Below are 19,104 nucleotides of genomic sequence, written 5' to 3' on the forward strand. Positions count from 1 at the left end.
CAACAAAGCCCAACGCCGCAGGCAAACCGACAACAAGCGCCGCGCAGGCAAAAAACCACCTTTTAATTATTTCGCCAACTTCGAATGACGCCGCGAATACCCAAAATAAATAACCATCCCAATGAGCAACCAAACCACAAACGCCACCCAGGTGACCGCCTGAAGATTAACCATCAAAAACAGACAAGAGGCGACAGCCAACACCGGCACCACCGGCACGCCAGGACACCGGAACGCCCGCGGCAACTCAGGATGCGTCTTCCGCAAAACAAGAACCGCAATCGACACCATCGAAAACGCAGCCAATGTGCCGATATTGATCAACTCAGCCAGCACATTCAACGGCACCAGCGCGCCAATCAACCCGAAGAAAATCCCCACCAGCCACGTCGTGAAGAACGGCGTAGCAAACTTCGGATGCACACGGGAAAGCCGCGCAGGCAACAACCCATCCCGCGACATCGCGAAGATCACCCGCGTCTGACCATACGCCATCACCAGAATCACCGTCAGCATGCCCAGCACCGCGCCAAGGTCGATAAAGCCCGCGACCCACTTCTGACCCGCCACCTGCAACGCATACGACACCGGATGCGAAATATTCGCGAACTGCGCCGACGGCACAATCCCGGTCACCACAGCCGCCACGGCCACGTACAGCACCGCGCACACCCCCAGCGACGCAATGATCCCAATCGGCAAATCGCGCTTCGGGTCCTTCACCTCTTCCGCCGCGGAAGACACCGAATCGAATCCGATAAACGCGAAGAACATCACCGCCGCCGCGCCGAACACCCCGTTCCAGCCATTCGGCATGAACGGATGCCAGTTCGCCGGCGTCACGTGGAAAACACCCACGCCGATCACCAACAGCACCACGATCACCTTGATCGCCACCATGATGTTGTTGATCCGCGCGGACTCACGCACGCCGAGCGACAACAATGCCGTGATCGCCATCATCACCAGGAAAGCGGGCAGGTTGAACCAGGTCTCATGCCCCGGCAAAGCGCCCGGCGCCGCCGTCAGCGCAACCGGCAAGCTCACGCCGAAGCCCGACAGCAGCGATTGCAGATAGCCCGACCAGCCGACCGACACCGCCGATGTTGCCAACCCATACTCCAGCATCAAATCCCAGCCGATGATCCACGCGGCCAGTTCCCCGAGCGTCGCGTACGAATACGTATAGATGGATCCGGCGACCGGAATGGTCGACGCGAACTCGGCATAGGCAAGCGCCGCGAACCCGCAGGCAAGCGCAGCGATCAGGAACGAGACCATCAACGCCGGACCGGCCTGAACGGCGCCCGTGCCGGTCAGCACGAAAATACCGGTGCCGATAATCGCGCCGACGCCGAGGAAAGTCAGATCGAGCGCGCCGAGCGCTTTCTTCAGGCCGGCGTTCTGGGCGCTCGCGGCAATCATGTGCTCGACGCTCTTTTTGCGAAACAGGGACATTGGCGTGGGTCTCCAGTAGTGCACGCATCTTGCGCGCCGAATGTCGGGGAAACCCTGGATTTTAACGGAAGCACGCCGCTGCACCATTTTGGGACGATGTTTTAATCGTCGCAGGGGAAGGCGGAACATGCGTGGCACATGCCCCTTGCATACGGGCTTTTGTCTGAGCAGGATACGCGGCCGAAAAGCGGCCGAAACACTTTCATCCGCCGCACGCCCCAAATCGGGGAACTCGCGCTCCTGCCCTTTCGTTGCAGGCAAGCGCGCGCTATTCAGCCATCAGGGAAAGTGAACGTCAGCCGGCCATCGCCGGATTCAGATCGACGAGACGGTTGCTCATCACATAGAACGTCAGTTCGGCGTTATTGCGTAGCTTCATTTTCTCGAGCAGTCGCGTGCGGTACACGCTGACCGTCTTCACCGATAGCGATAGCGCCATGGCGATATCCGTCAGCCGCTTGCCGGACGCGAGCATGCATAGCGTCTGGTATTCGCGGTCGGAGAGCTTTTCGTGCGGCAATTGTTCGCCGTCGAAGGAGACATAGTCCGCCAGCGCTTCGGCCATCGCCGGGCTGACGTATTTGCGACCCGCGGCAACCTGCTGGATCGCGCCGATCATCTGCGCGGCGTCGACGGTTTTCGACAGGTAGCCGACGGCGCCGGCCTTCAGCGCGCGTACGGCGTACTGGTCCTCGCGGTACATCGAGAACATCAGCACGGCCACGCGCGGCGCTTTGCGCTTCAGTCGCTTGAGCACTTCGACGCCATTCATGTCGGGCAGCGAAATGTCGAGCAGCACCACGTCGTAACTGTGTTGGGCGACAGCCTCGAGCGCTTCGGCGCCGCTTTGCGCCTCGGTCACTTCGCGCGCCACGCCCCGGTCGAGCAGCAACTGGCGGACGCCCTGGCGAACCACCGCGTGGTCGTCGACGAGCAGGATGCGCAAACTCATGATCGCGTGCTCACGATTGCAGCGCGCGACGTGCGGCGCCCGGCGCGAGGGCCAGCATCGCATCCCATGCAAAGCGTGCCCGCACGATCGTGCCGCGCGGTGCTTTGCCGCTGTCGCAACGGAATGAGGCGCCCCGTCGGGCGCTGATTCGCAACGTGCCGTCGAAGGCGGCGCAGCGCGCCTGCATGCCGCTCAGGCCAAAATGGCCGCGACGGCTGCGGGCCTCGCGCGTCATGCCGATGCCGTCGTCGCTGACGATCAGCGTCAGGTTACGGCGGCCGGCTTCGATCCGCACGTCGGCGGATTCGGCGCGGGCGTGCTTGGCAATATTGTTCAACGCTTCCTGGGCGACCCGGAACACGGCCAGCGCCGCGTCGGTGGGCAAACGGGTGAGGCGCACATCGGCGGCGCAGACGAAACTCGTGCGCAGGTTCGTGCGCGCGGCGAAGTCGCCGGTCCATTGCGCCAGCGCCCCGACGATGCCCGCTTCGAGCGATGGCGCATGCAGTTCCGCGACGGCCTGTTGGCTCGCGGCGTATACGGCGTCGAGCGAACGATTCGCGACGGCGAGCGCGGCGGCGCACTGCGGCGGCGCATTGGCGGGCAGCCAGGTTTCGACGCCGGCAAGCGCGAAGCGCGTCGCGGTCAACTCGGCGCCCACGCCGTCGTGCAACTCGCGCGCCACATGACGGCAGGCAGCTTCCTGCGCCTGAACAAGTTCGGCGGACAGTTCGCGCACGCGAGCGCGCAATTGCACGAGCTCCCGCTCAGCAGCGGATTGCGGCGCCGTGTGTGCGGGAGCAGGCGGATTGTGGGGGCTGAACGGGACGACAGTCGACGTATCCATGACTTTCCCTCTCAGGAAGCAAGGTGGACGGCGAAACGGTTGCGCATCGGCGGCGCGAAGACAAAAGAACGCATGCGAGTCTCTGGCCTCGAGTGATGTCCTCGGCGCGTGGTGCGGGCGACGGACAAATCGCTACAGCGTAGCGTAACGAAATTTACATTCGGTAACAAAGTCGATCGCCCATGACCAACAGGTCAAACAGCTGTTCGTGCGCCGCGATGATATCTCATAAGAAGAATAAATGCAGGCGCACCAAGGGTTAGCGCCAATGTTTCATGCAATGGTTGACGTTGGGTAACGCCGCATTTGTAGGAAGAATACCGACGCTAAATGTTAGAACAAGAACGCCGATTTGTAACTGCCAATAGAAAAGGAGCCAGAAGGCTCCTTTTCTGCTGACCAGGCGGCATGAGCCGCTCAATGTGGACGCGCGCTTAGCCCACAAAGGCCTTTTCGACCACGTAGTGGCCCGGCGCATTGTTGCTGCCTTCTTGGAAACCCAGGTCGTCGAGCAGCTTGCGCGTGTCGCGCAGCATGTGCGGGCTGCCGCACAGCATCACACGGTCGTCTTCGAGCGAGAAGCCCGGCACGCCGAGGTCGGCGAACAGCTTTTCGGTTTCGATCAGTTCGGTGATGCGGCCGCGGTTCTGGAACGCTTCGCGCGTCACGGTCGGGTAATACAGCAGCTTTTCCTGCACCAGTTCGCCCAGATGCTCGTGTGCCGGCAGGTGATCCGTGATGTATTCCTTGTAAGCCAGCTCGTCGACGAAACGGCAGGTGTGCGTCAGGACCACGCGCTCATAGCGGTCGTAAATGTCCGGATCCTTGATGATGGACATGAACGGTGCGAGACCCGTACCGGTGGACAGCAGCCACAGCGTCTTGCCGGGCAACAGGTTGTCGGCCATCAGCGTGCCGACCGGCTTCTTGCCGATCAGGACTTCGTCGCCGACCTTCAGATGCTGCAAGCGCGACGTGAGCGGGCCGTCCTGCACCTTGATGCTCAGGAATTCGAGATGCTCTTCGTAGTTCGCACTCGCGAGGCTATAGGCGCGGATCAGCGGCTTGCCGTCGACTTCGAGGCCCACCATCGTGAACTGGCCGTTTTCGAAACGGAACGACGGATCGCGCGTGCAGGTGAAGCTGAAAAGCGTATCGGTCCAGTGATGGACGCTCAGGACGGTTTGTGAATTCAGGTTGCTCATGGCTTCTTGGATAGTGCGAAAACAAAGGCGGCCAGTCGTTTTAGCCGGCCGGCACGGCAAGGGCAATGCTGCGCTAACCCGAGCTCGGGAATCACGCGCAATCCGCTATTTTACCGCGCCCGCTGCCCGAGGGCTGCGGCGCGGCGGTTGAGCGTGGTGAAGCGGGGTACCGGACCAGCAAGCGTTCGCGCCGGTGTCGGTACGAACGGCACCGCGATGTACGTTGGCGGGACTGCAGCCGTGCTTCAACAAGGGTTCGGCGATGGGCGAAAGCCGCGCAGGGCGGCTGCCATCGGCTGTCCGGCATGCGCCGGATAGGCGCGCCGCGCGGGCAACATTTTCAGGATGATACCGAAACACGCCGTGCGCCGCAGCATTGACCCTGCTGATAAAACTGGCAAAAGCAGCGGAATTGGGAGCGAAAGGTGGCGAGATGCGACCGCCGAGGCTCGACGCGCGGACCAGGCGGGTTCATTTTTGCTCGGGCTGTCGCACCATGCAGTTTTGGTACACAAAGGTGTTTCGGTGTTCTGGAAAATCGCCGGGAGTCACTGAGATATAAGGATTTCAGCGTTTCATAATCTGATTACGCCGGGGCCGCCACACGCTTCTTGCCGCGCTGCTTCAACACTCTTGCCTGCAACACGATCACCAACAGCAGAAACACTCCACGAATCACCGACTGCCAGTACGCCGAGAGGCTGATAAACCCAAGCCCGTTCTCGAAATTCAGCAGGTTGAACACCAGCCCGAGCAGCAGCACGCCGGCAATCGTCATCGCAATCGAGCCTTCGCCGCCGGTGAGCAAGGTGCCGCCGAGCACCACCGCCGAAATCGCGAAGAGCTCCCAGCCGACGCCTTCGTTCGGTTGACCCGCGCCGAACTGCGCAGCGAGGATCACGCCCGCCATGCCGGCGAGCAGGCCGCTCACCGCATAAGCCATCACCAAAGTCCGGTCGACGTTCAGGCCCATCAGCCGCGCCGCTTCCTCGCTGCCGCCGATTGCCAGCGAATGCCGCCCGAAGCGCGTGCTGCGCAGCGCGAGCCAGCCGGCCACGGCGGCGACCACCGCCACGATCCCCGGGATCGGCAGTCCGAACAGATCGCCTTGACCAAAGTTGCCGAAGTTCGAGTCGGCGGCAATCGACACCGCGTCGTTCTTGCCCAGCAGCAGCGCGACGCCGTGCGCGCCGAGGCTGGTCGCGAGCGTCACGATGAAGGGCAGGATTTTCAGCCGCGTGATGATCAGGCCGTTGAGCACGCCGACGGCCATGCCTGCCGCGCAACCGGACACGACGGCGACCCAGCCGCCGTAGACGCTGGTCAACGCGGCGACGACGCTCGCCAGCGCGGCCACCGTACCAACCGACAAATCGATGCCGCCCGTGATGATCACAAAGGCCATGCCGATCGAGATCAGCGCGAACATCGAGTTGTAGCGCCAGAACGAGGTGATGTTGTAGGCCGAGCCGAAATGATCGTAGCGCACGAGGCCGAGCACGATCAGCGCGACCAGCGCAAGCAGGATAGGAAGGTTCTTTTTCATCGCATCGAATCCGGGAGGGTCCCTGAAGCGTGAGGGTTAGCGCGAGCGTCGCTGCACATACACCGCGGCGACGATGATGCCGGCCTTCACCACCAGCGCCGCCGCATCGGGAATGCCGTGCGCGAGCAACGTATAGCGCAGCAACTGGATGATCAGTGCGCCGATCAGTGTGCCGCCGATATACGCCTTGCCGCCCGTCAGCGCCGTGCCGCCGACCGCCACCGCGGCGATCGCGTCGAGTTCGACGCCGAGTCCCACCACGTTCGCATCGGACGACGAATTCACGGAGATCGAGATGAGCCCTGCCAGGCCCGCGAGCGCGGCGCACAGCGTGTACGCGATCAACTTCACGGTGGCCGTCGGCACACCGCACAGATAGGCGGCCTTTTCGTTGCCGCCGGTGATCAGCAGATACTGGCCGAACAGGGTCTTGCGCACGATCCACGCGAACAGCACGACTAGCGCAAGCATCAGCAGCACCTGGAACGGCACGCCGGCGACCTTGCCCAATGCGATCCACTGAAACGCGGGCGTGTTGAACGCCTGCAAGCTGCCATCCGTGACGACCTGGGCGATGCCGCGCCCGGCGATGAACAGCACCAGCGTCGCGACAATCGGCTGGACGGATAGCCTCGTCACGAGCAAGCCATTGAAGACGCCGCACAGGGCCGCCGCCAGCACCGGCAGCACGAACGCGAGCGCAATGCCGCCCGGCCCCGGAATATTCAGGAACAGCATCGGCGCAAGCGCGCCCGAGATCGCCATCGACGCGCCCACCGACAGGTCGATGCCACCCGTCGCCACCACCAGCGTCATGCCGATGCCGACGATCACGATCGTCACCACCTGCGTCATGTTGACGTTGAAGGTTTGCAGCGACCAGAAGTGCGGCGTGAAGATCAGGTTGAAGAGCACCATCGCGAGCAGCACGATCACTTCGCGTTGCATGGCGAGGTGGCGCCATTTCTTCACCGTCGACGCGGCCGTCGCGCGTGGCGCGGCACCGGCCGGCAGCGGCGCTGCGGTTTCGTTGTGCAGCGACTCGGTGTGCAACTTAAGTGCCATGACGGTCGCCCTCCAACGCGTCTTCGATATGGGCGGACTGGGCGGCTTCAGCCAATTGCGACTGGCCTTCGCTGCCGTAGGCGATGGCGTCCATGATCGCGGTCTCGCTCATGTCGGCGCCATTCAGTTCGGCGACGGTGCGGCCGTCGCGAATCACCACCGCGCGGTCGGCCACCGCTGTCAGTTCTTCGAGTTCCGATGCGGATAGTAGTACGGCGAGGCCCGCGTCGCGCAATTCACGCACGATTTTCGCCACGTCGGCTTTGGCGCCGACGTCGATACCGCGCGTCGGTTCGTCGAGCAGCAGCAGCGAGGGTTCGGCGGCCAGCCAACGCGCCAGCAGAACCTTCTGCTGATTGCCACCCGAGAGTTCGCGAATCGGCTGATCCGGCGAGCGCAGCTTGATGCCGAGCGATGCAATGAAGCGCTCGACGATGGCCTGCTGTTTCTTCACGTCGACCACGCCGTGTTTCGCCAGCGTGCGCAAGCAGACCAGCGTGAGGTTGTCGCGCACCGAGAGCTCGGGGACGATGCCTTCGGCTTTGCGGTCCTCGGTCAGGTAGGCGAAGCCACGTGCGATCGCATCCTGCGGCGACTTCAGCGCCACTGTCTCGCCGCCAATCGACAAGGAACCTTGTGCGAGCGGATCGGCGCCGAACATCAGGCGCATGGTTTCGGTGCGGCCCGAGCCGAGCAGGCCGGCGAGACCCACCGCTTCGCCCGCATGGACTTCGAGTGAGACGTCGCTCACCTTCGGGTGCGTGCTGAGGTGGCTTGCGGCGATTGCGAGCTTGCCGCGCCGCGCCAGATGCGCTTCGCGTGCGGCGGTGTCGTCCTGCACGACGGCGGCAAGCGTGCGGCCGAGCATCGTGGTGACGAGTTGCAGCTTGTCCATGTCCGCCATCGTGCTTTGCGCGACCGTCTGGCCGTCGCGCATCACGGTGACACGGTCGCATAGCGCATACAGTTCGTCGAGCCGGTGCGAGACGAAGATCACCGCGCGGCCGTCGTCGCGCAGTTTGCGCACCACGGTGAAGAGCAATTCCACTTCGCGTTCATCGAGCGACGAGGTGGACTCGTCCATGATGACCATCTTCGCATCCGACGACACGGCGCGTGCCAGCGCCACCATCTGCTGGATCGCGGTCGAATAGCGGCTGACCGGTTTCTTCACATCGATCTGCAAGCCGAACGATTCGAGCAGGGCGGCGGCGCGCTGCTGCACCGCGCGCCAGTCGATCAGGCCGAAACGGCGTGGCTCGCGGCCGAGGAAAATGTTCTCCGCCACGGAGCGAAACGGCACCAGATTGATCTCCTGATAGATCGTGCTGATGCCGGCTTCGCGTGCCTGTTTAGGCGTGCGGAAATCGACCTCCTGGCCCTCGAAGCGCACCGTGCCCGAGCCGCGCCGATACGCGCCGGTCAGGATCTTGATCATGGTCGATTTGCCGGCGCCGTTCTGACCGATCAGCGCATGCACTTCGCCGGCCGCGACGCTCAGATTGGCGCTGCGCAACGCGGGTACGCCGCCGAAGCTGATGCCGATGTCCTGCATCTCCAGCAGCGGCGAACGGGTGAGGGGAGAGTGTGGCGTTTCTTTGGCGGATTCCGTCACGGGTGTCCTCCTGAGGCGTGTGCTGCTTCATGTGCTGCGAATGCTGCATGCGTTGCAGGTGCGAGCTGCTGTGGCGATTGGTTCGGGTTTCCATGCAGGCGCATCGTCGAATCATGCGGACCCATGTTACGCCGCATAAAAGCGAAGCGACGGCCCGTGCTGCCACGAACGCGTCGCTCCGAACCCTTCCCGTCGCCCGCCCCCCCGAGGAGACCGATTCGGAGCGGGGACGTCCTGCGAAGCAGCAGTGTTGCGCTATCGTTTCGCTATCAATAGCCGTACTGCATGTTCTGCTGCACGTTGCTCTTGTCGTAGAAGCGGTCGGACACCTTGACCCACGTCGGGATCTTTTCGCCCTTCGCGTAACGCTGTGCGACGTCGCACGCGAGCGGGCCGAAGAACGGGCTCGACTGCACGCTCGCGCCGAGTTCGCCGGCCGCGATCGCGTCCATGCCGCCCTTGGTGCCGTCGATCGTGACGATCTGGATGTCCTTGCCCGGCTGCTTGCCGGCTGCCTTGATCGCGGCAATCGCGCCGAGCGCCATTTCGTCGTTATGCGCGTAGACGGCGGTCACGTCCGGATGCGCCTGCAACAGCGTTTCCATCACCTGGCGACCCTTGTCTCGTGCGAAGTCGCCGCTTTGCGAAGCGATGATCGTCATGCCCGGATTTTTCGCGATGATTTCGTCGAAGCCCTTCTTGCGATCGTTCGCCGCGGAGGCGCCGGTGGTGCCTTCGAGTTCGATGATCTTCGCCTTGCCGCCGGTCGCCTTGACGAGCCAGTCAGCGGCGCGATGGCCCTGATCGATGAAGTCCGAGCCGATGAAGGTGATGTAGTCGCGGCCCGCCTTGGCCACCGACTGATCGACGTCGCGGTCGACCAGGATCACCGGAATGCCGGCCTTTTTAGCTTGCAGCACGATCGGCGCAAGCGGTTTTTCTTCGCGCGGCGGGAACACCAGCAGATCGACGTGCTGCGCGATCATGTTCTGGATGTCCGAAACCTGCTTGGAGTTCGAGCTGTTGGCGTCGGTCATGACCAACTGCCAGCCGCACTTCGCGGCGATGTCCTTGAAGCTCTTGGTCTCCGCGAGACGCCACGGGTTGTTGCTTTCCGTCTGCGCGAAGCCGACCTTCAGCGGAGTCTTGGTGGGCAGCTTCGGCAGCGCGTCGTCAGCATGCGCCGTGGCGACGCCGAAACCGATGGCCAGAGCCAGCAGCGAACCTGCCAGCGGACGAATCTGCTGCTTGCGCACGTGCCTGCGCGACTGCGTGTTGAGCGACGCCATTGTCTTCCTCCAGTACCTGGTGAGGTAGGTGTATTTGCTTTTAGTGTTTCTCCTGCCGGCCGGCGCTGTTTCGCCATGGCCGGACGTGCCGATTATTCCACTCAGAATTATTATCGGTCAATCACTAATAATATTAATTACTGGCTGTTTTGCCTCGGTAATTACCCTGACCGACGCGCGTTCGACAAGCGGGCCATCGAGCTTGACCATGCGATGCCGCACCGGCGCGCGGGCGGCGCGGTTTTGCTCTTCTTGCAGCAGAGTTTCGACGGCCCAGCGCCCCAATTCGTAGTTCGGCAACACCACCGTCGAGAGCGGCGGATGCGTATGGCGGGCGATTTCCTGGTCGTCGTAGCCGAGCACCGACACGTCTTCGGGGACGCGATGGCCGAGTTGTTTCAGCGCCTCGATCGCGCCGATGGCGGTCAGGTCGTTGGCGCAAAAAATCGCGGTGGGCGGATTGGCTTCGCGCATCAATGAGAGCGTCAGTTCGAAGCCGAGACCGGAGCTCCAGTCGCCGTCGCGCACCAGTTCCGGCGCGAACGGCAGATCGGCGGTGGCGAGCGCGGTGCGGTAGCCCTTGAGGCGGTCTTTCGAGGCGTCCTGCCAGGGTTCGCCGTTGATATAGCCGATTCGCCGATGCCCCGACTGCAGCAGATAGTCGGTCGCCAGATGGCCGCCCGCGACCTCGGCGGGCACCACCGATGAGAGCCCGCCCTCGCTCGTGTAGCAGTTCAGCAGCACCGTGGGCACCTGCGAGAGGGCTGCCGGCAGCGTGACTTTGCGCGTGTAGACGGTCGCGTAGACCACGCCGAATACATGCGGATTCGACAGCGTTGCGTCCAGCACCTGCTTTTCGATGTCGGCGTTGCCGTGTGTCGAGTAGACGGCGAGCATCTTGCCGCTCGCATAGGCGGCGTCGCGCGCGCCGTCGATGTTGACGACCGGATGCGGGCTGGTCGAGATTTCGTCGGCCAGATAGACGATCAGGTTGCGTTCATCGTTCGAAGCGGACACCGGTTCGCGCAGCGAAAGCCGATAGCCCAGATCGTGCGCGGCCTTCAGCACCTTGTTGCGGGTGCTCTCGGAGAATTTCGCGCCGGTCGCGTTGTTCAGCACCAGCGAGACAGTCGATTGCGACACGCCGGTGAGCTTGGCGATATCGGTCATGGTGGGACGGCGTTGAGTCGATTTTTTCATTGTGCGGGCCGCGCTGCGGCGGCGCGAAAGCAGGAGCATGCCGGTGGCATGGGTGGTCTCGACGGTACCACTAATAATATGCGCGCGGCAACGCCCGCTAACCCGCCATTTGGGAGTTTTGATAAGGCATAGTCTGACTGGTTTCGGCGAAATTTATTACTAATAATATTGACCGATGTGCTTTGTCGTGCGATTCTCGGTCGCGCGGACCCAGACGGTTCGCCGGCCGCGTGCTGTACGCGGCACGGTCATAGGAGATATTGATGCGCGTTCATGCCGCCCGCCGCCTGAGGCGCCGCCTTTTCTGACCATGCGCGACGTTTCCCTGAATTCGCTCCGGCCGCTCGCAACCGAACGCTCGTGGCTCGACGACCCTCTGATTGCGCGGACGCTTGTCACGCTGACGGCAGGCGCCATGCGAGTCGTGATCGCGCCTGAAATTGGCGGCGCGCTGGCCGCGTACTACGAGATCACGTCCGCAGGTCTTCTGCACTGGCTGCGGCCGGCCATCCAGGCGGCATTCGACGAACGCGACCCGCTGCGCATGGCGAGCTTTCCGCTCTTTCCTTATTGCAACCGGATCCGCGATGCGCGCTTCCAGTTCGACGGCGACACGGTCGATCTGAGCGGCAATGATCTGCGTTTTGCGCACGCACTACACGGCAATGCGTGGCGGCATCCGTGGAAGGTTGGGGCGCGCACGGAGAGCACGGTGGAATTGCACTTCGAGCACGAACCGGATGCGCGGCGGCCCGGCGACTGGCCGTTTCGCTATCGCGCGCAGCAGCGCATCGAGTTGATCGACGGCGCGCTGCGTATCGTGATGTCCGCGCGGAATCTAGGCGAGCGGCCGATGCCCTTCGGCATGGGTCATCACCCGTACTATCCGCGCACCGCGCAGACCCGCGTTTACGCCGACGTGCAAGGCATGTGGCATGCCGACGCCGACGTGCTGCCCACGCATCTTGGCCCGCATCCCGCCGTCGAGGCATTGCGTCACGGCATGTCGCCCGACGCGTTCGATCTCGACAATAATTTCGCCAACTGGTCGCGCGAGGCGACGATCGCATGGCCGGACGAACACCGTCAGCTGACAATGACCGCCGATGCGCCCTTCGATCACATGGTGGTATTTGCGCCCGCCAACGACCCACAACTCTGCGTGGAACCGGTGACGAACACCACGGATTGTTTCAACACGGTCGATATGCAGGAGCACGTAGGCGGCTGCGTGTTGCAACCGGGCGAAGAGATCGCCGCCGCGCTGACCTGGACGCCGAGCCGCGGCTAGCTCACTCGACTCTCAACCGTGCCATATACGGCAAATGATCCGACAGCCACGCAGTCTCCTGCGTCGGCTGGATCCATTCGACCGGCTCCATGCCGCGCACGAACATCTTGTCGAGCGCGAGCGCCGGCGAGAAGGCCGGGAACGTGCGGCCCGCTTCGCCGAGCAGCGTCGCCACTTCCTGCAGGCCGTGCTCGGCGAACAGCGGCACCGAGTCGTTGCGCCAGTCGTTGAAGTCGCCGGCCAGCACCAGCGGACCTTCCGGCGCTTCCTTCGCGATCCAGTTCGCGATCCAGTTCATCTGCCGCAGGCGCGCCGAGCGCGTGAGGGCGAGATGCGCGCACAGCAGCGTGACCGAATGACCGCCGAAGATCGCCCGCGCCACCAGCAGTCCGCGCTTTTCGAAACGGTGCGCGGAGATGTCCCAGCGGCCGCCCAGATCGAGCGGATGCGGCGACAAAATCGCATTGCCATGCCGCCACGACGGTTTGAACACGTTCGGCCCAAGCGCGATTTCGAGTTCGGCCGCGCGGGCGATTTCGGTGGCCTGGCAATGCCAGACATCGCTCAACGGATCGGCGAGCGGTGAGCCGAAAGTGCTTGCCAGGATGGGCGAGGGCATGCGCCGGGCCATCGCTTCCTGCAAAAAATACGCGTCCGCGTGGGTCGACTGAACCCAGCGTTGCATGGCCTGCCAGGCCTGAAAGCCGAGCGGTGTGCGGCCCTTATGCAGGTTCCAGCTCACCGCAATGAAATCCTTGGGCGCTGCGCTCTCGCGGATCAATTCTTCTGGGTTTCGCATGCCGCGTTGTCCACGTGTTCTGTTGGGGGCTTCGGTTGTTCGCTTCGGTTCCAGCTGTCTGCGCAATTCGCATTGATCCGCGCGGGTTTGCGCGGGTTTGTGTCAATTCGAGCTGTTCGCCAGGCTCGCATGCACGCGATAAACGAGGTTCGGATCCTTGTCGACGATCGTCCAGCTGGCCCACTGCCCGGCCGGCACCCTCAGACCCGGATGGCTCGCGCTGACCTGACGCGGTTGCGGCGGCAGCTTGCAGCCGGTATCGGTTTGCTGCGCGGTGTTTTCCTCGAAGGTTTCCTGGGCTTCGATCGACAGCGTGACCGCATTCGCATCCGCCTGCAGCGGCGAGACGGTTAGCGTGCGCGCCAGATCGATGCTGCCGCCCGGCTGGTCTTTACAGCCGACGTTATGCTGCACCATCTTGTGATGCGTGTCCGTGCGCGCCTGGCCGACGGTGGTGGTGCCGTCGAACGAATCGATCTGCTGGCCGTCGCGTATCACCTGCAATTGCCATTGCACGACCTGTTGCGCCGACGCCTGTTGCGCGTTCGCGAGCAGCGAAGTGCCGGACAGCGCGGTGGCTAGCACGGCAACGATACTGGTTTTCCACATAGAAGGATTCTCCGGTCACTGCGTCCGGCCGAGTTGTCAGAGGGCCATCTTACGCCTGATGGGCTGAACGCTTTTCTGACACGTCAAACGGGGCCGGGTTCAGCAATACAGCATTTCGGATAGGACAAGGAATGCTCCGCGGGCACTTCTGCCGGAGGTCGCCGGAAACCGGCCGTTGTTAGCAGCAGAGCCGCACGACTGCTGGCTTGCACGCGAATATGGCCTCGTTACACTGGACTTGAAACGGCGCCCGCGAGGCGCCGCCGCAGCAAGACCAGTCAGACGGGATGAGCGATGACGACAGCAATGGTCAAACAGGAAATCGCCGTGGCATCTTTCAGTCGGGTGTACGACCTCGATCAGGTCGAGACCGCACTGAACGATCTCGGCGAAGGCGCAAACGAAGCGCTGCGTACCACCTACGAAAAGATGCTGAAAACCGGCAATCTGCGCTTCTGCGTCAAGCCGAACCGGATGCCGTCGATCGACGATCTGATCGACGCGCTGCCCAATTTTTCAGCGCCGCTCGACGACATCCGCAAGCAGGTCGCCCTGTGTCTCGAGACCGAAGACCGGCTCGAACTGATGCCAATGCTGCTGCTCGGCGACCCCGGCATCGGCAAGACGCACTTTGCCAAGCAGTTGGCGCGCCTGCTCGGCACCGCCTATCAATACGTGGCGATGAGTTCACTGACGGCGGGGTGGATTCTTTCGGGCGCCTCGTCGCAATGGAAGAACGCGAAGCCGGGCAAGGTGTTCGATGCGCTCGTGAACGGCAGCTACGCGAACCCCGTGATCACGGTCGACGAAATCGACAAGGCCAGCGGCGATTCGCAATACGATCCGCTTGGCGCGCTTTACGCGCTGCTTGAGCACGATACGGCGCAAACCTTCACCGACGAATTCGCCGAGATTCCGATCAATGCCGGCCACGTGATCTGGATCGCGACCGCAAACGACGAGCGCTCGATTCCCGAGCCGATCCTGAACCGGATGAACGTCTACGAGATTCCGCCGCCGGATCATGACGGCGCCCGCCGTATCGCTCAATCGATCTATGGCGAGATTCGCTCAGCGCATAACTGGGGTCTGCGCTTTCCCGAAACGCTCGGCGACGCGGCGCTCGACGCGCTGAAGCGGGCATCGCCGCGTGAAATGCGGCGCGCGATTCTGAATGGATTCGGCGCGGCGCGGATTGCCGGCCGCGATCAGGTCGACGGCGCTGACATTCGGCTGGATTACGGAAATCGTCGAAAACCGATCGGTTTTTGAGGTTTTTTCCCTGTTTTTTGGCTGAAAATTACTGCTGCAAGGCTTTTTCAGGGCACAAAATCGGGCTTCTATACCGAAAATAGGATGAATGCTTCGACAATTGTTGCGAAGTGCGAAGTGCATCTGCGTGTCACCGAATCCCGCGACGCACCGCCCCGCTTGCATGAAGAGTCGAGCGCGGCGACCTTCGACGGCGTACACTGGCTCTCTCAGGCCCAGACGTTCAAGATTTGCTCAAGACAGAATGCCCGCAGTCGCACGACTGCGGGCATTTCTGTCTGTGCAGCGTCGTACAATTTTGCAAAGCGGTTCCATCAGGGCAGGGTGCGTTCGACAGCGAGCGGTGTGCGGTTCTCGATAACCGCATCCTGTCTTTATCGATATCGGCTGAACGAGGTAGCGCGCGGCGAAGTCAGCCGCGTCAAGGGACATGGATCAAATCGAATGTGTAGTGATCGGCGCAGGCGTGGTCGGTCTCGCCGTGGCACGCGCACTGGCGGCGCGCGGGCGCGAAGTGATCGTGCTGGAAGCGGCCGAAGCGATCGGCGTGGGCACCAGCTCGCGCAATAGCGAAGTGATACACGCGGGAATCTACTATCCACGCGGTTCGCTGAAAGCAGCGCTCTGTGTGCGGGGCCGCGAGTTGCTCTATGACTACTGCGTCGAGCACAACGTGCCGCATTCGCGTTGCGGCAAACTGTTGGTGGCCACCTCGCGCAATCAGATTCCTCAGCTCGAAAGCATCATGGCGAAGGGCCGCGACAACGGCGTGCTCGATCTGATGCGGATCAACGGCGACCAGGCGCAGGCTCTCGAGCCCGCGCTCGAATGCGTGGAGGCGGTGTTCTCACCGCAGACGGGCATCGTCGACAGTCATCAGTTGATGCTGGCGATTCAGGGCGACGCCGAGCGTGACGGCGCGGTGTGTGCGTTCCATGCGCCGGTCGAGGCGATCGAAGCGAGCAACGGCCGCTTCATCATCAAAGTGGGCGGCAGCACGCCAACCACGATCAGCGCCGCGTGCGTGATCAACAGCGCTGGTTTGCAAGCGAACGCGCTGGCACGCAAGATCCGCGGTCTGGACGCGCGCCATGTGCCGCCGCTTTATCTCGCGCGCGGCAACTACTTCAGCATTTCGGGGCGCGCGCCGTTCAGCCGCCTGATCTATCCGATGCCGAACGAAGCCGGTCTCGGCGTGCATCTGACGATCGATCTCGGCGGCCAGGCGCGCTTCGGTCCTGACGTCGAATGGGTCGATGCGATCAATTACGACGTCGATCCGCGCCGTGCCGATTCCTTTTACGCGGCGATTCGCGCGTACTGGCCCGCGCTTCCTGACGATGCGTTGCAGCCCGCCTACGCGGGGATTCGTCCGAAGCTTTCCGGCCCAGGCGAGCCCGCCGCCGACTTCGTGATTCAAGGTCCGGCCGCGCATGGCGTGCGGGGGCTCGTCAATCTGTTCGGGATCGAGTCGCCGGGATTGACGGCGTCGCTGGCGATCGCGCAACGAGTCTGCGAACTGAGCGGGCGCGCTTAGCGAGCACTCTTAGCGGGCGCACTTAGCGGGCACTCTTAGCGGCACACTTCGCGGGCGCACTTAGCCGCCATACCCACGGACTCTCATGGCGCGGTCGCGTCTCATGTGAACAACCCACCTTCCGCGCCCGGCTTTCGGGCGCGGAGCAGTACAAATTCGGTTATCTCTATCATTTGGGCGCTCACGCGCGACGGCTTCATTGCTATCCTTGGAAAGCGCTGTCACTAGAACGGCGATCCGCTCAATACAATGGAGTAAGTCCCCATGAAGTCTTCCCGTCGAACGTTTTTGATCACCAGTATTGGTGTGGCATCCACCTTCGCGCTGTCGCGCCAGGCTTTCGCCGACGCACCGAAAGTCGCCGAGACCGATCCGACCGCGCAAGCACTCGGCTACAAGGCCGACGCGAGCAAGGTCGACAAGGCGAAGTTCGCGAAGTACGCAGCAGGCCAGGACTGCGGCAACTGCAGCTTCTACCAGGGTAAGCCGACCGATCCGTACGCCGGCTGCCCGATGTTCGCGGGCAAGCAGGTCGCGAGCACGGGTTGGTGCAGCGCCTACAACAAGAAGGCCTGATTGCGTTTGGGCCGCCCGCCCGCACGCACGGTGGCGCGGCAAATCGCCGCAACGTCGCGGCACCCTTTCGTCTAGCTGCGCGCCTGCATCAACGGCGGCCGTTTGTCGAACCACGGCCGCGCCGCTTCGAGTTGCGCGGCGAGTCGCAACAGCGTGGTTTCACCGCCGTTACGCGCGGCGAACTGCACGCCGACAGGCAGCCCGCGAGCGTTCCAGTACAGCGGCACCGACATCGCCGGTTGTCCGCTCAGATTGAACAACTCCGTGCATCCCGCCCACGCGAACGCCTTGTTCGACGCTTCGGTGAGCAGCTTCTTCAGCAAGGGTTCGAGTGGCATGGCGGTGACGGCGCGCATTTGCATGCGCTCGGCGGAGGTCGGCTGCATTTCGCCGATCTTGATCGGGGCGCCGGCGAGCGTCGCACACAGGAGCACGTCGTAGCGGCTCAGCAAATCGGTGAGGCGTTCGGTGATGCGTCGCTGTTCTTCGAGCGCGCCCGGCAAGCCACGCTCGCCGAGTTTGCGGCCGACATGCGCCATGGCCCAGGTGGAAATTTCGAATTCGTCGCGCAGCGGTTTGCGGCCGGTGATGCGATCGGCGTTCAACACCAGTTCTTCAGCCGTCACCGACCACAGCATCAGGAACGCATGGCGGACCGCTGCGAAATCGATGCCGAGCGACACCGGTTCGATGTTATGGCCAAGCGAGCTGGCGAGTTGCGCGGCGTCTTCGAGCGCAGCGCGCGAGTCGGCGGAGAGCGAGGGCGCCAGCATCGAATCGGTAACGTAGGCAATGTTCAGCGGCTTGCATGGCTCGAGGCTTGCACCGAGGAAAGTGCCCGGCGCGCCGAGTGGTCTGTCCGCGTTGCCAGACAACAGATCGAGCAGCAGCGCGCTGTCGCGCACGCTGCGCGATACCGCGTGATCGATGCCGAGCTCACCGGCCGCGGCGGTCGGCGTCGCGCGTGGTACACGCCCGCGGGAAGGCTTGAGGCCAAACAACCCGCAACATGAAGCGGGAATGCGGATCGAGCCGCCGCCATCCGATGCATGCGCGAGTGGCACGATGCCCGCGGCGACCGCAGCCGCCGCACCGCCGCTTGAACCGCCAGGCGTGTGGTCGAGATTCCAGGGATTACGGCACGCGCCGAACAGTTCGGGCTCCGTATAAGGCATCTGACCGAGTTCCGAGGTACTGGTCTTGGCGAAGATGTTGAGGCCCGCCGTTTTCGCGAGTGCGACGACCGGTGCGTCCTGGGTAGGAATGAAATGACGATAGTGGCGGCTGCCCATCGACATGCGCAGCCCGGCGACCGCTGCCCCCAGATCCTTGATCAGATAGGGCACGCCCGCGAGGGCGGCTTGCGCGCTTCCACCGTCCGCATGGTTCGCGCCATTCGTTCGGTTTGCATCGTCGAGCGAGGCACGCTGGCGCGCGGCGTCGTAGTCCTTCAGGACGATCGCGTTGATGGCGGGATTGACGGCCTCGGTGCGGGAGATCGCGATATCCAGCAACTCGCGCGCGCTTGCTTCGCGGCTTCGGACCAGTTCGGCGAGGCCGATGGCGTCATGGGCGAGATAGTCTGATTGCACGACGGAGGGGCCCTCTCTATCGATTGTTGAGTGTTGGATTTGCCGGTTGCCCATGCGAACGATGAACGGCTTTGCCGGACGTCCCATCGTCCCCGGATCATCGATAAGCATGGAAGAAGACGACGCGCCATGGCGCGCCGTCTTCGAGAGAGTAACCCAGCACTGGTGCGAGTTACAGGCGCCGATTGAAGTGTGAACTCCAGGCGCGAGTGACAGGAGGCGGGTGAAGTTGCGAGTGACGACCGCGTGTC

The 19,104-nt window shown here is 63.0% G+C and carries 16 protein-coding genes; 4 read left to right on the forward strand and 12 right to left on the reverse strand.

Annotation, left to right across the window (positions count from 1 at the left end; all coding sequences use genetic code 11):
- Positions 1–66: 66 nt before the first annotated feature.
- The 9 genes from QOC89_RS00315 to QOC89_RS00355 all read right to left on the reverse strand — a co-directional run bounded on the left by QOC89_RS00315 (position 67) and on the right by QOC89_RS00355 (position 11,147).
- Positions 67–1,458, reverse strand: a complete 1,392-nt coding sequence (locus tag QOC89_RS00315; protein ID WP_323043194.1) for an amino acid permease — start codon at positions 1,456–1,458, stop codon at positions 67–69.
- A gap of 295 nt (positions 1,459–1,753) precedes the next feature.
- Positions 1,754–2,410, reverse strand: a complete 657-nt coding sequence (rqpR, locus tag QOC89_RS00320; RefSeq protein WP_323043195.1) for a response regulator transcription factor RqpR — start codon at positions 2,408–2,410, stop codon at positions 1,754–1,756.
- Between the two features lie 10 nt (positions 2,411–2,420).
- Positions 2,421–3,257: a sensor histidine kinase gene (locus QOC89_RS00325; protein WP_323043196.1), complete on the reverse strand. Its 837-nt coding sequence runs from the start codon at positions 3,255–3,257 to the stop codon at positions 2,421–2,423.
- 434 nt (positions 3,258–3,691) lie between these two features.
- The gene (locus QOC89_RS00330; RefSeq protein ID WP_074285705.1) at positions 3,692–4,462 is read right to left on the reverse strand and encodes a ferredoxin--NADP reductase; all 771 of its coding nucleotides are present in this window, start codon (positions 4,460–4,462) and stop codon (positions 3,692–3,694) included.
- A gap of 586 nt (positions 4,463–5,048) precedes the next feature.
- The gene (locus QOC89_RS00335) at positions 5,049–6,008 is read right to left on the reverse strand and encodes an ABC transporter permease (RefSeq protein WP_323043197.1); all 960 of its coding nucleotides are present in this window, start codon (positions 6,006–6,008) and stop codon (positions 5,049–5,051) included.
- A 36-nt stretch (positions 6,009–6,044) separates the two neighbouring features.
- On the reverse strand, positions 6,045–7,073 hold the full coding sequence (locus tag QOC89_RS00340; RefSeq protein WP_323043198.1) for an ABC transporter permease: 1,029 nt from the start codon (positions 7,071–7,073) through the stop codon (positions 6,045–6,047).
- Positions 7,063–8,628: a sugar ABC transporter ATP-binding protein gene (locus QOC89_RS00345; RefSeq protein ID WP_323043206.1), complete on the reverse strand. Its 1,566-nt coding sequence runs from the start codon at positions 8,626–8,628 to the stop codon at positions 7,063–7,065. The genes QOC89_RS00340 and QOC89_RS00345 overlap by 11 nt, the downstream gene beginning before the upstream one ends.
- Before the next feature lie 329 nt (positions 8,629–8,957).
- Positions 8,958–9,977 carry an ABC transporter substrate-binding protein gene (locus QOC89_RS00350; RefSeq protein ID WP_323043199.1) on the reverse strand — a complete coding sequence of 340 codons (1,020 nt, stop codon included), beginning with the start codon at positions 9,975–9,977 and terminating at the stop codon, positions 8,958–8,960.
- Positions 9,978–10,094: 117 nt separating this feature from the next.
- The gene (locus QOC89_RS00355) at positions 10,095–11,147 is read right to left on the reverse strand and encodes a LacI family DNA-binding transcriptional regulator (RefSeq protein WP_323043207.1); all 1,053 of its coding nucleotides are present in this window, start codon (positions 11,145–11,147) and stop codon (positions 10,095–10,097) included.
- 340 nt (positions 11,148–11,487) lie between these two features.
- Here QOC89_RS00355 and QOC89_RS00360 point away from each other — a divergent pair, with 340 nt between their 5' ends.
- Positions 11,488–12,468, forward strand: a complete 981-nt coding sequence (locus QOC89_RS00360) for an aldose 1-epimerase (protein ID WP_323043200.1) — start codon at positions 11,488–11,490, stop codon at positions 12,466–12,468.
- 1 nt (position 12,469) lies between these two features.
- On the opposite strand, the gene QOC89_RS00365 is transcribed toward QOC89_RS00360, so the two are convergent.
- Both QOC89_RS00365 and QOC89_RS00370 read right to left on the reverse strand, forming a co-directional pair.
- The gene (locus QOC89_RS00365) at positions 12,470–13,267 is read right to left on the reverse strand and encodes an endonuclease/exonuclease/phosphatase family protein (protein WP_323043201.1); all 798 of its coding nucleotides are present in this window, start codon (positions 13,265–13,267) and stop codon (positions 12,470–12,472) included.
- Positions 13,268–13,369: 102 nt separating this feature from the next.
- Positions 13,370–13,876: a hypothetical protein gene (locus QOC89_RS00370; protein WP_323043202.1), complete on the reverse strand. Its 507-nt coding sequence runs from the start codon at positions 13,874–13,876 to the stop codon at positions 13,370–13,372.
- A gap of 294 nt (positions 13,877–14,170) precedes the next feature.
- Between QOC89_RS00370 and QOC89_RS00375 the strand changes: the two genes are divergently transcribed.
- The 3 genes from QOC89_RS00375 (at position 14,171) to QOC89_RS00385 (ending at position 17,261) form a co-directional block, all read left to right on the forward strand.
- Positions 14,171–15,148, forward strand: a complete 978-nt coding sequence (locus QOC89_RS00375) for an AAA family ATPase (RefSeq protein WP_323043203.1) — start codon at positions 14,171–14,173, stop codon at positions 15,146–15,148.
- 430 nt (positions 15,149–15,578) lie between these two features.
- Positions 15,579–16,685 (forward strand): NAD(P)/FAD-dependent oxidoreductase, encoded by a 1,107-nt coding sequence (locus QOC89_RS00380; RefSeq protein WP_323043204.1) that lies wholly within the window; start codon positions 15,579–15,581, stop codon positions 16,683–16,685.
- 264 nt (positions 16,686–16,949) lie between these two features.
- Positions 16,950–17,261, forward strand: a complete 312-nt coding sequence (locus QOC89_RS00385; protein WP_154558896.1) for a high-potential iron-sulfur protein — start codon at positions 16,950–16,952, stop codon at positions 17,259–17,261.
- A gap of 71 nt (positions 17,262–17,332) precedes the next feature.
- On the opposite strand, the gene QOC89_RS00390 is transcribed toward QOC89_RS00385, so the two are convergent.
- Positions 17,333–18,907, reverse strand: coding sequence for an amidase (locus QOC89_RS00390; RefSeq protein ID WP_416340314.1), 1,575 nt, complete (start codon positions 18,905–18,907; stop codon positions 17,333–17,335).
- Positions 18,908–19,104: the final 197 nt, after the last annotated feature.

The sequence above is a fragment of the Paraburkholderia sp. genome (assembly GCF_034668105.1).
Classification (GTDB): Bacteria; Pseudomonadota; Gammaproteobacteria; order Burkholderiales; family Burkholderiaceae; genus Paraburkholderia.

Bases quoted from the DNA above. Each gene is read 5' to 3' on its own strand.
- QOC89_RS00315 (WP_323043194.1), bottom strand. From the start codon at position 1,458: ATGTCCCTGTTTCGCAAAAAGAGCGTCGAGCACATGATTGCCGCGAGC.
- rqpR (WP_323043195.1), bottom strand. From the start codon at position 2,410: ATGAGTTTGCGCATCCTGCTCGTCGACGACCACGCGGTGGTTCGCCAG.
- QOC89_RS00325 (WP_323043196.1), bottom strand. From the start codon at position 3,257: ATGGATACGTCGACTGTCGTCCCGTTCAGCCCCCACAATCCGCCTGCT.
- QOC89_RS00330 (WP_074285705.1), bottom strand. From the start codon at position 4,462: ATGAGCAACCTGAATTCACAAACCGTCCTGAGCGTCCATCACTGGACC.
- QOC89_RS00335 (WP_323043197.1), bottom strand. From the start codon at position 6,008: ATGAAAAAGAACCTTCCTATCCTGCTTGCGCTGGTCGCGCTGATCGTG.
- QOC89_RS00340 (WP_323043198.1), bottom strand. From the start codon at position 7,073: ATGGCACTTAAGTTGCACACCGAGTCGCTGCACAACGAAACCGCAGCG.
- QOC89_RS00345 (WP_323043206.1), bottom strand. From the start codon at position 8,628: ATGCAGGACATCGGCATCAGCTTCGGCGGCGTACCCGCGTTGCGCAGC.
- QOC89_RS00350 (WP_323043199.1), bottom strand. From the start codon at position 9,977: ATGGCGTCGCTCAACACGCAGTCGCGCAGGCACGTGCGCAAGCAGCAG.
- QOC89_RS00355 (WP_323043207.1), bottom strand. From the start codon at position 11,147: ATGACCGATATCGCCAAGCTCACCGGCGTGTCGCAATCGACTGTCTCG.
- QOC89_RS00360 (WP_323043200.1), top strand. From the start codon at position 11,488: ATGCGCGACGTTTCCCTGAATTCGCTCCGGCCGCTCGCAACCGAACGC.
- QOC89_RS00365 (WP_323043201.1), bottom strand. From the start codon at position 13,267: ATGCGAAACCCAGAAGAATTGATCCGCGAGAGCGCAGCGCCCAAGGAT.
- QOC89_RS00370 (WP_323043202.1), bottom strand. From the start codon at position 13,876: ATGTGGAAAACCAGTATCGTTGCCGTGCTAGCCACCGCGCTGTCCGGC.
- QOC89_RS00375 (WP_323043203.1), top strand. From the start codon at position 14,171: ATGACGACAGCAATGGTCAAACAGGAAATCGCCGTGGCATCTTTCAGT.
- QOC89_RS00380 (WP_323043204.1), top strand. From the start codon at position 15,579: ATGGATCAAATCGAATGTGTAGTGATCGGCGCAGGCGTGGTCGGTCTC.
- QOC89_RS00385 (WP_154558896.1), top strand. From the start codon at position 16,950: ATGAAGTCTTCCCGTCGAACGTTTTTGATCACCAGTATTGGTGTGGCA.
- QOC89_RS00390 (WP_416340314.1), bottom strand. From the start codon at position 18,907: ATGGGCAACCGGCAAATCCAACACTCAACAATCGATAGAGAGGGCCCC.